The sequence below is a fragment of the Pseudosulfitobacter sp. DSM 107133 genome (assembly GCF_022788695.1).
Classification (GTDB): Bacteria; Pseudomonadota; Alphaproteobacteria; order Rhodobacterales; family Rhodobacteraceae; genus Pseudosulfitobacter.
The window spans coordinates 2,896,897-2,912,870 of the sequence record NZ_CP085154.1 but is presented as its reverse complement, the minus strand read 5'-3'; the positions used below and the strand labels follow the sequence as shown (position 1 = coordinate 2,912,870).

The window sequence follows — 15,974 nt, the reverse complement described above, 5'->3', positions numbered from 1 at the left end:
CATGGCACGCGAGATTCCCTCGGCGGCGGGCGGCATCCTCAGCTATTTTACCCGTCACCGGACGTTGGCCAATCTGCTGCTGGTTCTGATGCTGGCAGCCGGGGCGGTGGCCATTCCGAACATGCGGGCGCAGCATTTCCCGGATGTGATTATTGATGACGTGACCGTAAGTGTCAGCTGGGACGGGGCCGGTGCCGAAGATGTCGACGCAGGCATTGTGCAGGTGCTTGAACCTGCGTTGCTGGCGGTGGAAGGGGTTGAAAGCTCTCGGGCCACCTCGGTCGAGGGGCGCGGGGCGATCACGCTTGAGTTTGAGCCGAACTGGGACATGAGCCGCGCGGCGGATGATGTGCAGACGGCGGTGAACGCGGTTACGACGCTGCCGGACGAGGCGGACGAGCCCACGGTGCGCCGGGGCGTCTGGCGTGACCGCGTGACCGATGTGGTCATCTCGGGGCCGGTGTCGCCACAGCAATTGGGCCTGTTCGCGGATGAACTGGTGACGCGGTTGTTTGCCCAGGGGGTGACGCGCACAACCATTCGCGGGGTGGCAGCGCCGCAGTTGCTGGTCGAAGTGCCCTCGGCGCGGTTGATCGCCTATGACGTCAGCATGGCCGACATTGCAACGGCCATCGCCGCCGAGGTCGATGCCAACCCCGCAGGCGATGTGACCGGTGCCAACGCGCGCGTGCGCACCGGCACCGAAAAGCGCAGCGCGCAGGCGATCAGCGGGATTGTCCTGCGCTCGAACCCCGACGGATCCAAGCTGACGATTGGCGATGTGGCGCGGGTGGAACAGCGCGGCGTGGACCGGTCGCGCAGCTACTTCGTCGGGCCAGATCCGGCGGTGTCGATCCGCGTTGACCGGTCGGACACGGGCGATGCCATCGCGGTGCAGCACCGCGTGGAACAGGTGGCCGAAGCCTTGCAGGCAACCTTGCCGCCTGCGGTTACAGTCGACCTGATCCGCACCCGCGCCGAAGAAATTTCGGGGCGGCTGGATATTCTTGTCGACAACGGGATGGTCGGGCTGGCGATGGTGGTGGCGCTGTTGTTCCTGTTCCTGAACGCGCGCACGGCAATCTGGGTCGCGGCGGGGATACCCGTGGCGATGATGGCGGCGATTGCACTGATGTATGTGGGTGGTCTGACGATCAACATGGTGTCGTTGTTCGGCCTGATCATCACGCTGGGCATCGTGGTGGATGACGCGATTGTGGTGGGCGAACATGCTGACCATCGGGCGCGCTATTACGGCGAATCTCCGGTGGTTGCGGCGGAAACTGCGGCGCGTCGCATGGCCATGCCGGTCTTTGCCGCGACGCTGACCACGGTGATTGCGTTTTTTGCATTGGTGGCCATCGGCGGTCGCTTTGGCGATCTGATCCGCGACATTCCCTATACGGTGATCGTGGTGCTTGTGGCGTCGCTGGTCGAATGTTTCCTGATCCTGCCACACCACATGTCCCATGCCATCCGGCCCGACGGGCAGTCGCAGTTCAGCTATGGCAAGCTGGCCGTCGGGCTGGTCACGGGGGCCGTGTTCATCGGCGGTGGGGCCATGCTGGTCTGGGCAATGATCACCAGGCCCGACGACGGGGTGTGGGCGGCGATTGTCTGGGACGGGTTGCGCGTTGCTGCCTATGCGCTGGCGGGTTGTGCTGTGATCTTTCTGCTGCTGCCGCGCCGCGCCAAGGCCGCCGTCGTCCAGCGCATCGGCAGCGCGGGCATCGACCTGCCGTCCAAGATCGTGAACCGCGGCTTTGAATGGCTGCGCGACAGGCTGTTCCGCCCGTTCATGGCCGGGGTCATCGCGGCGCGTTATGTGGTGTTGGCCGGTGTTCTGGCAGTGCTGGCCAGTCAGGTTGCACTGTTTATCACCGGCGACGTGCAGTGGCGGTTCTTCAACGCGCCCGAACGCGGTTCGGTCACCGGCAACTTTGCGATGGCCGAAGGCGCCACCCGCGCCGATACTCTTGAGATGATGCGCGAAATGCAGCGCGCGACCGAGGCATTGGGCAAGACCTATGAAGAGCGGTATGGCCGCAACCCGCTGGACTATGTGATCGCGGAAATCGGCGGCAACGCAGGGCGCGCGCTGGGCGGGTCCGACACCAAGGACGCCGACCAGCTGGGCGGTATCTCGATCGAGCTGATCGACGCCGATCTGCGGCCCTATTCCTCCTTTGCCTTTGTGGCCGAGCTGCAAGAGAGCGTGGTGCATCATCCGCTGGTCGAAACCGTCAGCTTTCGCGGCTGGCGCTCGGGACCGGGAGGCGATGCGCTGGATGTGCAGTTCTTTGGCGCCAGCACCGATGTGCTCAAGGCGGCGTCGGAGGATCTGAAACGCGCGGTGCTGCAATACCCCGAGGTCAGCGCGGTCGAGGACAATCTGGCCTATGACAAGGAAGAGCTGATCCTGGACCTGACAGCACAGGGGCAGGCGCTGGGCTTTACCATCGACACGCTGGGGCGTGCGCTGCGTCACCGGCTGAACGGGATCGAGGCGGCGACTTATCCCGACGGGCCGCGCAGTGCGACCATCCGCGTCGAGCTGCCTGAAAGCGAGCTGACGGCGGACTTTCTGGAACGCACCCAGTTGCGGACCACGGCGGGCACCTATGTGCCGCTGGCCGATATTGTCAGCGTCACCCGCCGCACCGGATTTTCCACCGTGCGGCGCGAAAACGGCATCCGGCTGATCTCGGTCACCGGTGACATCTCCGAAGACGACCCCGCTCGCGCCGCCGAAATCACCCGCGCGTTGCAGACCGACATCTTGCCGCGCATCGCGTCCGAACGGCAGGTGGAGTTCCGCGTGGCGGGGCTGAGCGAGCAGGAGAACACCTTTTTGAATCAGGCACTGACCGGGCTGATATTGTGTCTGTTGGGCATCTATCTGGTGCTGTCGTGGATCTTTGCCAGCTGGATGCGGCCCCTTGTCGTGATGGCGGTGATCCCCTTCGGGCTGGTGGGCACGATCTATGGCCATGCGCAGTGGGGGGTGCCGACGAGCATGTTCACGGTGGTCGGGCTGTTGGGGATGACGGGGATTATCATCAACGATTCCATTGTTCTGGTCACCACCATCGACGAATACGCCGCCGAACGCGGATTGATCCCGTCGATCATTGATGGTGCGGCCGACCGGCTGCGGCCCGTGTTGCTGACCACGCTGACGACGGTGTTGGGCATGGCACCGCTGTTGTATGAGACATCGCAGGACGCGCAGTTTCTCAAGCCGACAGTGATTACATTGGTTTACGGCTTGGGCTTTGGCATGGTGCTGGTGTTGCTGGTGGTGCCTGCGTTGATTGCGGCGCAACATGACGTGGCGCGGCAGGTGCGCGCGATGCGGCGCGGACTGCGAACACGCGGATTGCAGTTGCTGCTGGTGCCGCTGTGGTTGGTGGTGCTGGCCTGGGGGGCTGCGACGGTGGGCTATGTTGCGGTGACGGGCGCGCTGTGGCCGGCGTTGGTGCCGTTGTGGCCGGTGCTGGCGGCATTGTCGCCGTGGTTGGCGGCCTTTGTGCTGTTTACTGTGGGGCTGCTGGGCGTGGTTGCGCTGGTCTATGTGCTGGCAGCGGTGGGCTATCAGGTGATGCGGGCACGCAGGGTGGTTTGAGGCCGGGTTGGGGCCGTCGCATGGGTTTGCCCCGGTCGCCTGAGTTTTTTGAGCGCAGCGGACGCGCCATGCAGATCTGGGGTCTGGACCCTGGAAGCATAGCGTGAAACTTGCGTGCGATGGATCGGCAACGTCACTTGCGGCGCCAGTGCTTCCACAGCTTGTCTGCAACGTAAGCAGCCGCGAATCCTGCTGCCGCCATGGCGATATGACGCGGGCGCAAGCCTTCTCCTGCTTTGCTGTCATGGCGGTCAAAATAACGCTGGTCCATGAGACGGGTATCGGCGAGAAGCTTGCCCATCACAGTCTCGGACGAGGGCACGATCGGCCGCAGACCGCGGCCCTGCCGGGGATTCAGACCTGCGATGGCCGCGATGACTGACCCTTCGCGGCGCAATGTTTCCGCGAAATGCTCTGGCGATACGCCCAGATGTTCGGACAGCAGCTTGTCCCGAAAGTCGCAGATGAGGTCGGCATGGCCGTGAATGGCGACGTCACATTCCGTATCGAATCCCATGGACCTGTCATTCAGGTTGCTGGACCCGATGTGCAGAAGTGTATCGTCCACGATCATAACCTTCGCGTGGACGTAGATCGGTTCGTCAGCGCTGTTCACGGGATTGAAAATACGGAACCTGTCCGACCGGTCGGCGGCCTGAAGGCGACTGATGGCGCGACCGCGCAGCGCATGCATTGACTTGTCCTCGAAGCCGTTCAGGGCCGCCTCGGGATTGATGATGATGATCTCGGGCGCATCGTCAGCAGAGAGCCGCGCGCACAACGCGTCGCAGACCGTCTTGGTCGTCAGGTATTGCGATTCGATGTAAATCGTTTCGCGGGCCATACTGATGCTGTCCAGGAACAGACATTCAATCTCGTTGATAAGCGGCTCGCTGTCATAGGGTGGTTCTGTACGGGCGATCGCAACCTTGATCTGCGTCGCTTCGACCTTCAGATTGTCGGGCCAGATGTCGCGTGCGGCTGCGTCGGGGGGCGTCAGCGTTTCGCCGGTGGCGCGCGCCCACCTCGCGCGTGAAAGCTCGCCCAGCGCTTCGGCGGCGGGGCCAGTCATCGCAGTGGTTACATCGTGCCATGGCGCCAGCGGGGCCCCGTCCTTGCCGATCCGGCGCGCATCGTCGGGGAGATGCTCGGACGTATCCCAGCGGTTTTCGGTCACGTCGATGCCGCCGCAAAACGCGAAGGATTTATCGGCAACGATGATTTTCTGGTGATGGCACGCACCGAAAGGATGTTTCCCGTCCAGAGCGAAGTGGATGCGGTCGCTGCTGGAGACAAGGACCGACACGGACGACAGCAGGCGGCCCGGTGCTATGATGACCGCGCCGTTCCACTTGAGGATATAAACATGCAGGTCGGGGGCCTGTTCGACAACCGCCTCCAGAAACGCGCCGACTTGATTGGGCAGTCCATCAGGGGCGTTTCCGTCCTCATCGCTTTCGCCTGGCAGCATTTCGATCTCGAAGTCGAAATCCCAACCGATCAGTAGCAGCTCGCGCCGGGCCTGGCGAATGACCCGTCGCAACGCCGCAAAATAAAGCTCACCGTCAATCACCAGCGCCAGCCGCCCGGCCGTCGGCACGCGCCAGCAGTTCCGGCCCGGATCAAAGAAAGCGGCAGCGGAATTGTCGTCCCCGTGACTGTTTTGGATCATGTCAAAGCCCCTCACCGTTTTGCCTGGCCAAAGAGTGCCTTGCTGCGACCCCATGGATTGCCACAAGCCTCTAGGTCACCGACTCATAAGTTCGCAACCAGATCCTGATTGACGCGAGTTGTATGGATGCGAGGAAATTATCATCGCGTTTGTCATATCTTGTTGCTACCGCGCGGAAGTTTTTGAGTTTGTTGAAGAAACGCTCCACTGCGTTGCGTGCTTTGTAACGCTCGCGATCATGCGGGATGACAGGATTGCGTTGCGGCATCGAAGGGATCACGGCTTGCGCCTTCTGTTTGGCGATCAAATCACGGATCGCGTTGCTGTCATAGGCGCGATCCGCCAGCACGCTGCAGCCTTCTTTCAGTCGATCCAGCATCTGCTCTGCCGCGTGTCCATCATAGGCCTGCCCAGCCGTCAGCATGAGCCGGATCGGGCGGCCAAGCGCGTCCACCAAAGCGTGGATTTTCGTTGTCAGCCCGCCCCTTGAGCGACCCAGGCAATCGGATCGCCCCCTTTTTTAGGGCCATTTGCGCCCTGTTGGTGTACCCGGATGGAGGAGCTGTCAATCATTTGCACCTCACCCTCATATGCCTCTGATATTGCTTCAAGAATACGCGCCCAGTGACCCGCACGCCGCCAGCGGTTGAAGCGGTTCACACAGGTCGTATGCGGCCCGTATCGGGCAGGAATGTCTGCCCAGGGCGCACCAGTCCGCAAGCGCCAGAAGATGCCGTTCAAAACCCGCCGGTCATCCACACGCGGCTTGCCGCGCACCTTCGTCGGCAGCAACGGCTGGATCACCGACCATTCAAAATCTGTCAAATCAAAACGTGCCATTCTCACCTCCACATTTGCCGGAAAGTGAATCACGTTTTCTAAAGTCTGTGAATCCCTTTTATGGGTATGTGACCTAGGGTCCAGACCCTAGGTGACTAGGTGACTTTGACCAGATAATACGCGGCTTAGAAACCACTTACCGACATTCGTTTGTGCCGCAATTTTCGTCGAAATGGATTTGAACCGGACATTTGCTGCATTCTGCGCCAGGCTCCGGTTTGGTATTTGGGTATCGTTGAAACCGCCAAGGCTGAAAAGTCACTTGACCCTCGACAGTTAGCCTGCCGTACAGCCCTGAATATCAACCGCATGATGGCTGCCCAGAACCGTGATGCGCATGGCGCTGCGGTTGATGGCAAAGGGGCGGCCACTGTTGTGCATCATTTGCGCCGTGGCGCGCAGCCAGTTGCCGTTGCGACTGGTTGCGGCTTCGGATGTCCAGACGTCGGGGATGTTGGGTTCGATCACCGCAACTTCTGTACCGCCCGAGGGGGGCATTTGAACCTGCACTGTCACTTCCATGCCGTCGGGGATCGGGCGCAGGGTGCAGGTTGCGGTGACGACTCCGGCCTCGCGGGCCGAAAACGGTGTTTCGGTCAAGGCGGCTGCAATGCTTGGCACAGGTTTGGACAGGGTCGTATCCAGCGTGCTGTCAAAGTCGATCCGGTGCGGTATGCAGATGTCGGAACACACGCCCAGATCCATCTCGCCACGCAGGCGCACCGGACGGCCCGCCACTTTGGGCTGGATATGCAGGGGGATCACAACGTGGCCCTTGTAGCCAATCGAGCGCATGCCGTTCTGGTGAAACACATGCGGCGTGGGCCATGTGATAGCCACGCTGCCCACATTGCGCGCGCGCGTCCAGTCGAATTGCGGCGGAATGCCTGCGTCGCCCGGTGATCGCCAATAGGTTTTCCAACCGGGTTTCAGTTGCAGGTCAATCCCGGCCACCAAGCGCCCGTCGGGCAAGGTCCAGCCTTGCACCACCCGTCCGGTAATCGGCATGTCCTGTGCCAGGACGGATGTGGTGCCAAGGACAGCGGCCACAGGTGCCAGCATCAGGGCTGCAAGTAAGGAAAGCGTGCGGATCATGCCCTTTATGTGACCTGAGTGCTGCACAAAGCCAAGTCACGTTTTCATCAGCCCTTGTTTCGAACAAGGGCGGTCACTGCCCCTTGCACGCAGCGGGTGCTATGCCCATTCTGGTAGGGACATGTTACACAACTGCGGGACGGCAATGACGGATCAAGGCATGGAACTGACGGGCAAGCTATTGCTGGCGATGCCGGGCATGGGGGATATGCGGTTCGATCATTCTGTGGTGTTTCTGTGCGAACATTCGTCCAAGGGTGCCATGGGGCTGATCGTGAACAAACCTGCGCAGGATCTGGCGCTGGGCGAGGTTCTGGAACAACTGGACATCGAGGTGTCGGCGCAGGTGCGCAAGATGCCGGTGCATTTTGGCGGGCCGGTCGAGACCTCGCGCGGGTTCGTGTTGCACTCGGCGGACTACAGCTCGCAATTGCACTCGCTCAAGATCGGTGACGGCTTTGGCATGACTGCAACACAGGACATTCTGGAAGACATCGGGCGCGGCGCAGGGCCTGCGCAGGCCTTGCTGATGCTGGGCTATGCCGGTTGGGGGCCGGGGCAGCTCGAGCAGGAGATTCTGGCCAATGGCTGGCTGACCTGCGACGCCAGCACCGATCTGGTATTCGCGGACAGCAGTGACAAATGGCAAAGCGCGCTTAAGTCGCTGGGGGTTGATCCGCTGGGCCTGTCGGGCACGGCGGGGCGGGCGTGAACGTGGCCATTGCGCCATCGCCGTTGCCAACGCACTGAGGGTTTATGAAAGCGTTTTGGATATTTGTCGCAGGCGTGATCCTGTTTGGGGCGACTTTCGCTGGCTGGGTCTTTCTGAATGCCTTTGGCTGCGGCATGAACCCGACCGGATGCGGTGGGTTTTCGCTGAACTGGAGCGATTTTGAAGCCTTGCGGCTGTTTCTGCCGACCTTCGTGATTGGCGCGGGATTGATGATCTGGGGCCTTTGGCTGTGGTGGCAGAGATAAGCGGAATGGACGCATTCACCTTTACCGAACGCGCTGAGTACGAGCGCGGCTTTGCTGCGATCTATGACCACAAGATAGCACCGTTCCTGCGCGAACAGGAAGTCGCGCGCCAGGCCGCCATCCGGCGCAGCAGGATCTGGATCAGGCTGATTGCGGGCTGTAGCGTGGTGTTGGCCGTGCTGGCGTTCCGGCTTGATCCGTTCCTGCCGATTTTCCCGATCTTCGCGGGCGGGTCCGTGGCCTTGCTTGTCTATCTGACCCGTGGCGAAAAGGTCCAGGCCGAGGTGACACAGTTCATCCGCCCGGTAATCAGCGATTTCTTTGAGGACATGACGTTTTCCGTGACCCCGCCTGAGGGGGCTTTTCCCAAAGAGCGGCTTGCGGCGTTGGGCATTGTTCCCGTGGCCGACAAAAGCAGCATAGGGCCGGAAATTGCCGGAAACTGGCGGGGCATATCGTACCGGCTGACAAGCGTGTCGTTTCACAACACGCACCGTGACAGCGATGGCAAGACGAAGCGGACACATCTGTTTGGCGGGATTGTGCTGGACATCGAATGTCTGGAAGAGATGCCCACAGTGGTGTTTCAACCTGACTTGGGCGGTGTGCTGAACGCTGTCCTAGGCTGGGCCACACGCAAGAACCGGCCGCCGTACCGGTTCGAATTTCCGGATGCCCGTGTTGAAGAGGTGTTCGAGGTTTATACCGACGATCCGGAACAGGCCCGGCGGTTGTTGCATCCCGAATTCGGCGGGAAACTGTTGCATTTCGCGCAGGAATATCAGGCGTCGAAATCCTATATCGCGGCGGCGTTCCGGGGGCGGCATTTCTATCTTGCGATTGATCTGCCCTATCAATTCATGAGCTTTGACGTGGCGGGGCAGCCGCTGAGTGAATGTGAAAACCAGATACACAAGGCGATGCGCGACCTGATGATTCCCAGGCGGATCATCGACATGCTTGTGGATTAGCCGAGGGTCTGGACCCTAGCGCGGGGCGGCGGCCCGGTTCAGGCGGTCGTTGATGGCCGCGCCCAGTCCGGTGTTCGGGATCGGGGCCACGGCGATGGGTTTGCCCATTCGGTCCAGCTGGTGCAGGGAGTCAAACAGCGCGGCGGCGGCTTCGACAAGGTCGCCCGAGGCGCTTAGGGTCAGATCGCCCGTGACAGGGCCAAAGCCCAGCATGACTTCGCCCTCGGCAGCCTCTGTGGCGTTCAGGCGCACCGTCGCGCCTGGTGCATAATGCGAAGCCAGCTGGCCGGGGGCGGTGATGGCGTCGCCTGCGTGATGGCTGACGGGGCCGTTCAGGGCCGCTTCGATGGCTTCGACCGGCAGGCCGCCGGGCCGCAAAAGCGTGGGCGTGCCTGCAAGCGACAGGATTGTGCTTTCGACACCAACGGGGCAGGGGCCGTCATCCAGCACGGCGGCGATGCGCCCTGACAGGCCGTCCAGCACATGCGCTGCGGTGGTCGGGCTGATGCGCCCCGACACATTGGCCGAAGGGGCGGCAACGGGCATGTTGGCCGCCCGCAGCAAGGCCTGCGCCGTGGGGTGATGCGGGACGCGGACGGCGACGGTCTCAAGACCTGCCGTGACCAGTGACGACAGGCCGTGCCCCGGCGCCAGCGGCAGCACCAGCGTCAGCGCGCCGGGCCAGAAGACCGAGGCAAGCCGGTCGGCGGTGTCGCTCCACTGCACCAGCGCCTGTGCCGCGTCCACATCCGGCACATGCACGATCAGCGGGTTGAAACTGGGACGCCCCTTGGCGGCATAAATGCCTGCCACGGCTTGTCCGTTGCGGGCATCTGCCCCCAGACCATAGACGGTCTCGGTCGGGAACGCGACCAGCGCGCCTGCGTTCAGCAGCGCGGCTGCGGTCGCCAGACCTGTGTCGTTGGGGTGCAAATGCCGGGTTTTGATCTGTTTCATATGATCTGTGCGTGACGCCGCGTTGGGGTTGCCTTAAAGGGGCGGGAAAGCCCATGTTACCGCGCAAAGCTGCCCCCGTCGCCCGCATAAATGACCGCACAGGGCCTTGCCAAGGGTGCGGCGCTATTCTGAGGAGGTTTTCCTATGCCCTATCGCGCCCCTGTCAATGATTTCACCTTTTTGTTCGATCACGTTGTTGGTCTGGAGCAAGTGCGCGCGACCGAGCGGTTCGAGGAGGCCAGCAGCGATGTCACTGCTGCCATTCTGACTGAAGCGGGCAAGATGTGCGAAGAGGTGATGGCCCCGTTGCAACGCGGCGGTGATCTGCATCCGGCGCATCTGGAAAACGGCGTCGTGCGGACCTCTCCGGGGTTTGCCGAGGGGTTCAAGGCGATTGCCGATGGGGGCTGGATCGGGATTGCCGCGGACCCCGAGCACGGCGGTATGGGCCTGCCGATGACGTTGAACACTGCGGTGAACGAGATGATGAGCGCGGCCTGCCTGTCACTGCAACTGGCCCCGCTGATGGGGCAGGGGCAGATCGAAGCGCTTGAGCACCATGCCAGCGACGAGATCAAGAACACCTACCTGCCCAAGTTGATCAGCGGCGAATGGACCGGCACGATGAACCTGACAGAACCGCAGGCCGGATCGGACGTGGGCGCGCTGTCGACCAAGGCCGAGGCCAACGGCGACGGCTCGTACAGTGTCACAGGGCAGAAGATCTATATCACCTGGGGTGACAACGATTTTGCGGCCAACGTCTGCCATCTGGTGCTGGCCCGTCTGCCAGGTGCCCCCGCAGGCACCAAGGGGATCAGCCTGTTCATCGTGCCCAAGTTCATTCCTGACGATCAGGGCAATCCCGGCAAGGCCAACAGCCTGAAAGTGGTCAGCCTTGAGCACAAGCTGGGCCTGCACGGCTCGCCCACCTGTGTGATGCAATATGATAGCGCCCAAGGTTGGCTGGTGGGGCCGGAGCAGGGCGGTATGGCGGCGATGTTCACCATGATGAACAACGCGCGACTTGGTGTCGGCACGCAGGGTGTCGGCATTGCCGAGGGCGCGTATCAACATGCGCTGACCTATGCACAAGAGCGCAAACAGGGGCGCACCAACGGGCCAACAGGCGCGATCATCGACCACGCCGATGTGCGCCGCATGCTGGCGTCGATGAAGGCGGATGTGTTCGCCGCCCGCGCCATTGCGCTGTCTTGCGCCGTGGCCATCGACATGCACAACGCCGGGGGTGGCCCCGAATGGAAGGCCCGCGCGGCGTTCCTGACGCCCATCGCCAAGGCCTTTGGCACCGATGTGGGCATTGAGGTCGCCCAGCAGGGCGTTCAGGTGCACGGCGGCATGGGCTTTATCGAGGAAACCGGCGCGGCGCAGTATTGCCGCGATGTGCGGGTGACGTCGATCTACGAGGGCACCAATGGCATTCAGGCGATGGACCTTGTGGCGCGCAAGATGATGGACGGCGGCGAGGCAGCCCATGCGCTGATCGACGAAATCGAGGAACAGGCCGAAGCCGCCCGCGAACGCTTTCCCCGCATGGGCGAGGCGGTTTGGCAGGCGTCGGAAAACCTGCGCGAGGCTACCGAATGGCTGGTCTCGCAAGAGGATATGGAAGACCGCTTTGCCGGTGCTGTGCCGTACCTGCGCGCCTTTGCACGGGTGCTGGGCGGCCACCTTCATTTGCGCGCCGCACTGGCCGATGCCGTTGGCGGGCCGCGCGAAAAGCTGGCGCGGTTCTACATCCAGCGTCTGTTGCCCGAACACGAAAGCCTGCTGGTACACGCACAAGCCGGTGCCAAGGCGCTGATGGCGCTGAGCGCTGACGAGTTGGCCGCCTGATGGCTGACGGAGCACCCCAAGGGCTGAGATACCCCTGGCCCGAACCGCCCGAACACGGCACCGCGATCGAAGTGGCCGAAGGTGTCTTGTGGTTCCGGATGCCGCTGCCGATGAAGCTGGATCACGTCAACATCTATGCGTTGGATGACGGTGACAGCTGGACGGTGATCGACACCGGCTTTGCGCTGGGGCAGACGCGCAAGCTGTGGCAGCAGATATTGTCAGGCCCGCTGGCCGGCAAACCTGTGGGCCGGGTGATCGTCACCCACCACCACCCCGACCACATCGGGCTGGCCGGCTGGTTCCAGTCGGAACACGGGGCCGAACTGGTAACCACGCGCACCGCCTGGCTGACTGCCCGCATGCTGGTTCTGGATGAACAGGCCTCACCGCTGCCGGAATCGCTGGCATTCTACCGCAGCGCGGGGATGGACCCCGAGATTTACAATCAACGCGTGTCAGAACGCCCGTTCAACTTTGCCGATGTCGTGGCGCCTTTGCCGTTGGGCTATACGCGCATCCAGCAAGGCCAGACGATCCGCATTGGCGGGCGCACCTGGGACATTCACATGGGCAACGGCCACGCGCCGGAACATGCGACGTTCTGGAGCCGCGACGACAACCTTGTGCTGTCCGGCGATCAGATCCTGTCGTCGATCAGCCCCAATGTTGGCGTTCACGCCACCGAACCGATGGCCGACCCGATTGGCGAATGGCTGGAGGCTTGCGAACGGCTGGAACCGCTGGCGCGGCCCGACCATCTGGTGTTGGGGGGGCACAAGCTGCCGTTTACCGGCCTGCCGACACGGATGCGGCAGCTGATCGACAACCATCACGGTGCGTTGAAACGTCTTTTGGCCTATATCGACACGCCCAAATCGGCCACCGAATGCTATGCGCCCCTGTTCAAGCGCAAGATCGGTGAGGCGGAATACGGGCTGGCTATGGTTGAAGCCTATGCACATTTGTCCCACCTTTATCAGACGGGTCTGGCCACGCGCAGCCTGCGCGAAGACGGGGCCTGGGTCTTTCAAAAGGCATAATCGGGCAAAAGCATAGGGGCACGCAATGGACGACCAGATCAAAACGACCGCCGAAGCGATCGAGGCCGATGTGATGCCGCGCCTTTACGAGGTGCATTGCGACCCCGATAGCCCCAATGTCTGCGACACGCCGGTGCCCAAGACCATGGCGGGCAAGCCGGTCAGCCAGAAAAGCCCTGCGCAATGGGCCTATGAGCGGCTGGCGCTATACATCAAGAACTTTGAGGAACAGCTGGACAATGAACACGAGGTCGCCATGGGCTTTACCGGGGGCGATGCAGGCGTGTTGCGGATCGAGGGGATGGGGTATTTCGACCCTGACATAATCACCTTTTACGGCGCGGACCCGACGGGCGCGCGCACGCAGCTGATCCAGCATGTGACCCAGCTGAATGTGTTGCTGCGCGCGTTGCCCAAGGCGGTTGAACAAGAGGCGCCCAACCGCATCGGTTTCCGGCTGGCCGAGGCGTTGGAGACGGAAGCGGAGACGAGTTGAGGCAAATGCCACCCTGCGCGGCATTGACACCGTGACAGGGCTGCGCAAATGCAGTAACCAGCGCCCAAAGTGGATCAACCCAGACAGACAGGAGCCAGACCGATGGCAGAACACAAACACGGTGAAATGGACACGAAAGTGCAAGAAGACACCTTTGCCGGTTTCATGGCGTGGACCAAATGGAGCGTTATCGTGATTCTCGTGGTGCTGATCGGCATGGCCGTTTTCATTTCCTAAGCCATTGTTCCTGTAACCAGTTCCACCGGAGACTGACCGCATGCGCTCGATTCTGATTGCCCTGTCGCTTGTTGCGACGCTGGCAGGCTGTGCCACGAAACCGGTAAACGACTCACCCCCCGAAGTGATTGCGGCCAGCGCCTATCGCGATCCTTCGGCACCGTCGCTGACATTGATGACTGTGGTCAGCAACCGTTCGGGCAGTGGCGGGCATTCGGCACTGGTGGTCAACGCATCGCAGCAGGTCATCTTTGACCCTGCCGGATCGTACAAACATCCGCGGGTGCCGGAAAAGGGCGATGTGCTGTATGGCGTGTCGCCCGCGATCTTGCAAAGCTACAAGGGCGCACACGCCCGCAGCACCTATCATGTGGTTAGCCAGACGGTGCCGGTAACAGCCGAACAGGCCGAAATCGCGCTGCGTTTGGTGCGGGGGTATGGCAACGTTGGCGATGCGCGCTGTGCGCAGGCGACCACGGATATTCTGGCGCAGGTGCCCGGTTTCCAGGGCATCAAATCGACATGGTTCCCTGCCAACCTGATGGAGCAGTTTGCCACGCTGCCCGGTGTGGTTACCGACAAATATTACGAAAACGACGAAGGCGACATTCTGGACGGCGTGGCCAAGATCCAGCTCTGAGCTGCGGGGCGGCAGCTGTCGAACGTCGCGCACCTTTGATCCGATGCACCGGTTTTTTGAGCTCCTGTCAACGCGCCGCGTCACGCATTTCTGTCCCAATCCGGACCTTCAATACAGTATGGGTGAAAGGTCTGCTGAGCGGGACTTTGCTGCGGTTCGCAAAGCCGCGCGACGACGGGCTGTGGTGCGGCGATCCGACCTTAGTGCATGGCACTTAATGGCAGCCAAGCACATCCTAAGGACCCGTCACGCGCAACAGAAACCAAATCGCCGTGCCGGCGGGCGGCCCGTCATGTCGAAGACATGCCTAAGGCATGATGCGCGGCGGCCTGCGGCCTTGAATCCGCGCAGGTGACAAACGGAAAGGGCTCGTTCCTGCCGTTTGCTGCGATCTGCGTGAATGTCGGGTCTTCCATTGTAGATCAGTTGATGACGCAAGGTTGAATTTCGTCTGACGTCGTACAGCAGCGCAGAGACGGAACTGCCGCCACCTTACCCGACAATCAGAATATACAACGTCAGCACTGCGGCCCCCGATCCGATGGCCGCCAGCACGTTTTTGGTTTTCGCACCTACCGCCACGGCAACCAGCGCCGCCAGCAAACGTCCCGGTTCCGGGCCGGTGCCAGCCGCATTTGAAAAGGCCACCAATGGCGTGACCATTGCAGGCAGGATTGCCACGGCTGTATAGCGCAAATGGCGCAGCAACCACGGCGGCAAGGGGCGGTCACCGACCAGCCCCAGAAACGAAAAGCGCAGCAGAAAGCTGCCCACGCCCAGAGAAATGATGACGGTCCACAGGGTCAGGGTGTTCATCTGCGACGCTCCATCCACAGTTCGGCCTGCGCGCCCGCGATCATGCCTGCTGCCCCCGCGATGATCAGCCCCAGCGACCACGGCACAGAGGCGGCAAACAGGCTGACGACAACAGCCGTAAAGGCGGCGATGACATGGGGCAGGGTGCGCAGGGCCGGGGCGACCATGGCAAGAAACGCAATCGGCAGGGCGAAATCAATCGGGATCTGCGGCGGCAGCGCGCTGCCGATGATCGCGCCAGCCAGACTCGCCCCGTACCAGACCGACATCACCAACATGCAGGTGCCCATGTAATAGGCCATCCGCTCGGGCACACTCATCTCCGGCTCGGCCTCGAATTTCTGATGGCTCAGCGCATAGCTTTGGTCGACCAGCAGATAGGCCGCAAAAACCCGCTGCCACATCGGCGCGCGGCCCAGATAGGGGGTCAGTGCGGCGGAATACATTGCCACCCGCAGGTTCACAGCCAGCGCCGAGATGATGACGACAACGGTGGGTGCATTTTCCTGCATCAGTTGCAGGGCGGTGAACTGTGCCGCGCCTGCGATTACCGCCAGCGAAAAGGTCATGACTTCAAACAGATTCAGCCCCGCCTCGGTCGCGATTACGCCAAAGAGCAGCGCAAAAGGGCCGGCGACCAAAGTAAAGGGCGCGCTGTCGCGCACGCCGCGCCAAAAGGCGGTTTTCGGTGTGGTGGTGGACATTGTGAAACCTTAGTGTTGGTCTAGGGTTAACGGGCAACGAAAG

The 15,974-nt window shown here is 62.0% G+C and carries 14 protein-coding genes and 1 pseudogene; 9 read left to right on the top strand and 6 right to left on the bottom strand.

Going from position 1 to position 15,974, the window contains the following annotated elements; translation table 11 throughout:
* The first annotated feature begins 1 nt into the window (after nt 1).
* Complete coding sequence (locus tag DSM107133_RS14370) at nt 2-3,625, top strand: efflux RND transporter permease subunit (protein WP_114291875.1); 3,624 nt, start codon at nt 2-4, stop codon at nt 3,623-3,625.
* 133 nt (nt 3,626-3,758) lie between these two features.
* Here the strand turns inward: DSM107133_RS14370 and DSM107133_RS14365 are convergent, their stop codons facing one another.
* The 3 genes and pseudogenes from DSM107133_RS14365 to DSM107133_RS14355 form a co-directional block, all read right to left on the bottom strand.
* Entirely contained in the window at nt 3,759-5,297 is a 1,539-nt protein-coding gene (locus tag DSM107133_RS14365; protein WP_240310369.1) for a phospholipase D-like domain-containing protein, read from the bottom strand.
* A gap of 70 nt (nt 5,298-5,367) precedes the next feature.
* A pseudogene (locus tag DSM107133_RS14360) lies at nt 5,368-6,143 on the bottom strand (IS5 family transposase).
* 270 nt (nt 6,144-6,413) lie between these two features.
* A complete protein-coding gene (locus DSM107133_RS14355; RefSeq protein ID WP_114291474.1) occupies nt 6,414-7,232 on the bottom strand; it encodes a protein-disulfide reductase DsbD domain-containing protein in 819 nt (272 codons plus the stop codon).
* A 160-nt stretch (nt 7,233-7,392) separates the two neighbouring features.
* Here DSM107133_RS14355 and DSM107133_RS14350 point away from each other — a divergent pair, with 160 nt between their 5' ends.
* Genes DSM107133_RS14350 through DSM107133_RS14340 form a run of 3 tightly spaced genes read left to right on the top strand, consistent with a single transcriptional unit; the run spans nt 7,393 to nt 9,181 of the window.
* Nucleotides 7,393-7,944 carry a YqgE/AlgH family protein gene (locus DSM107133_RS14350; RefSeq protein WP_114291475.1) on the top strand — a complete coding sequence of 184 codons (552 nt, stop codon included), beginning with the start codon at nt 7,393-7,395 and terminating at the stop codon, nt 7,942-7,944.
* A 44-nt stretch (nt 7,945-7,988) separates the two neighbouring features.
* Entirely contained in the window at nt 7,989-8,210 is a 222-nt protein-coding gene (locus DSM107133_RS14345; protein ID WP_114291476.1) for a hypothetical protein, read from the top strand.
* Between the two features lie 5 nt (nt 8,211-8,215).
* Complete coding sequence (locus DSM107133_RS14340) at nt 8,216-9,181, top strand: DUF3137 domain-containing protein (RefSeq protein ID WP_114291477.1); 966 nt, start codon at nt 8,216-8,218, stop codon at nt 9,179-9,181.
* A gap of 15 nt (nt 9,182-9,196) precedes the next feature.
* On the opposite strand, the gene DSM107133_RS14335 is transcribed toward DSM107133_RS14340, so the two are convergent.
* Nucleotides 9,197-10,138: an L-threonylcarbamoyladenylate synthase gene (locus DSM107133_RS14335; RefSeq protein WP_114291478.1), complete on the bottom strand. Its 942-nt coding sequence runs from the start codon at nt 10,136-10,138 to the stop codon at nt 9,197-9,199.
* A gap of 144 nt (nt 10,139-10,282) precedes the next feature.
* Between DSM107133_RS14335 and DSM107133_RS14330 the strand changes: the two genes are divergently transcribed.
* The 5 genes from DSM107133_RS14330 (at nt 10,283) to DSM107133_RS14310 (ending at nt 14,411) form a co-directional block, all read left to right on the top strand.
* Complete coding sequence (locus DSM107133_RS14330; protein ID WP_114291479.1) at nt 10,283-11,995, top strand: acyl-CoA dehydrogenase; 1,713 nt, start codon at nt 10,283-10,285, stop codon at nt 11,993-11,995.
* On the top strand, nt 11,995-13,038 hold the full coding sequence (locus DSM107133_RS14325; RefSeq protein WP_114291480.1) for an MBL fold metallo-hydrolase: 1,044 nt from the start codon (nt 11,995-11,997) through the stop codon (nt 13,036-13,038). The genes DSM107133_RS14330 and DSM107133_RS14325 overlap by 1 nt, the downstream gene beginning before the upstream one ends.
* 25 nt (nt 13,039-13,063) lie before the next feature.
* Nucleotides 13,064-13,534 carry a DUF6173 family protein gene (locus tag DSM107133_RS14320; protein ID WP_114291481.1) on the top strand — a complete coding sequence of 157 codons (471 nt, stop codon included), beginning with the start codon at nt 13,064-13,066 and terminating at the stop codon, nt 13,532-13,534.
* Between the two features lie 102 nt (nt 13,535-13,636).
* Nucleotides 13,637-13,771 carry an aa3-type cytochrome c oxidase subunit IV gene (locus DSM107133_RS14315; protein ID WP_114291482.1) on the top strand — a complete coding sequence of 45 codons (135 nt, stop codon included), beginning with the start codon at nt 13,637-13,639 and terminating at the stop codon, nt 13,769-13,771.
* Between the two features lie 40 nt (nt 13,772-13,811).
* The gene (locus DSM107133_RS14310; protein ID WP_114291483.1) at nt 13,812-14,411 is read left to right on the top strand and encodes a hypothetical protein; all 600 of its coding nucleotides are present in this window, start codon (nt 13,812-13,814) and stop codon (nt 14,409-14,411) included.
* Between the two features lie 492 nt (nt 14,412-14,903).
* Here the strand turns inward: DSM107133_RS14310 and DSM107133_RS14305 are convergent, their stop codons facing one another.
* Nucleotides 14,904-15,227 (bottom strand): AzlD domain-containing protein, encoded by a 324-nt coding sequence (locus tag DSM107133_RS14305; protein WP_114291484.1) that lies wholly within the window; start codon nt 15,225-15,227, stop codon nt 14,904-14,906.
* The gene (locus DSM107133_RS14300) at nt 15,224-15,931 is read right to left on the bottom strand and encodes an AzlC family ABC transporter permease (protein ID WP_114291485.1); all 708 of its coding nucleotides are present in this window, start codon (nt 15,929-15,931) and stop codon (nt 15,224-15,226) included. The genes DSM107133_RS14305 and DSM107133_RS14300 overlap by 4 nt, the downstream gene beginning before the upstream one ends.
* Nucleotides 15,932-15,974 lie beyond the last annotated feature (43 nt).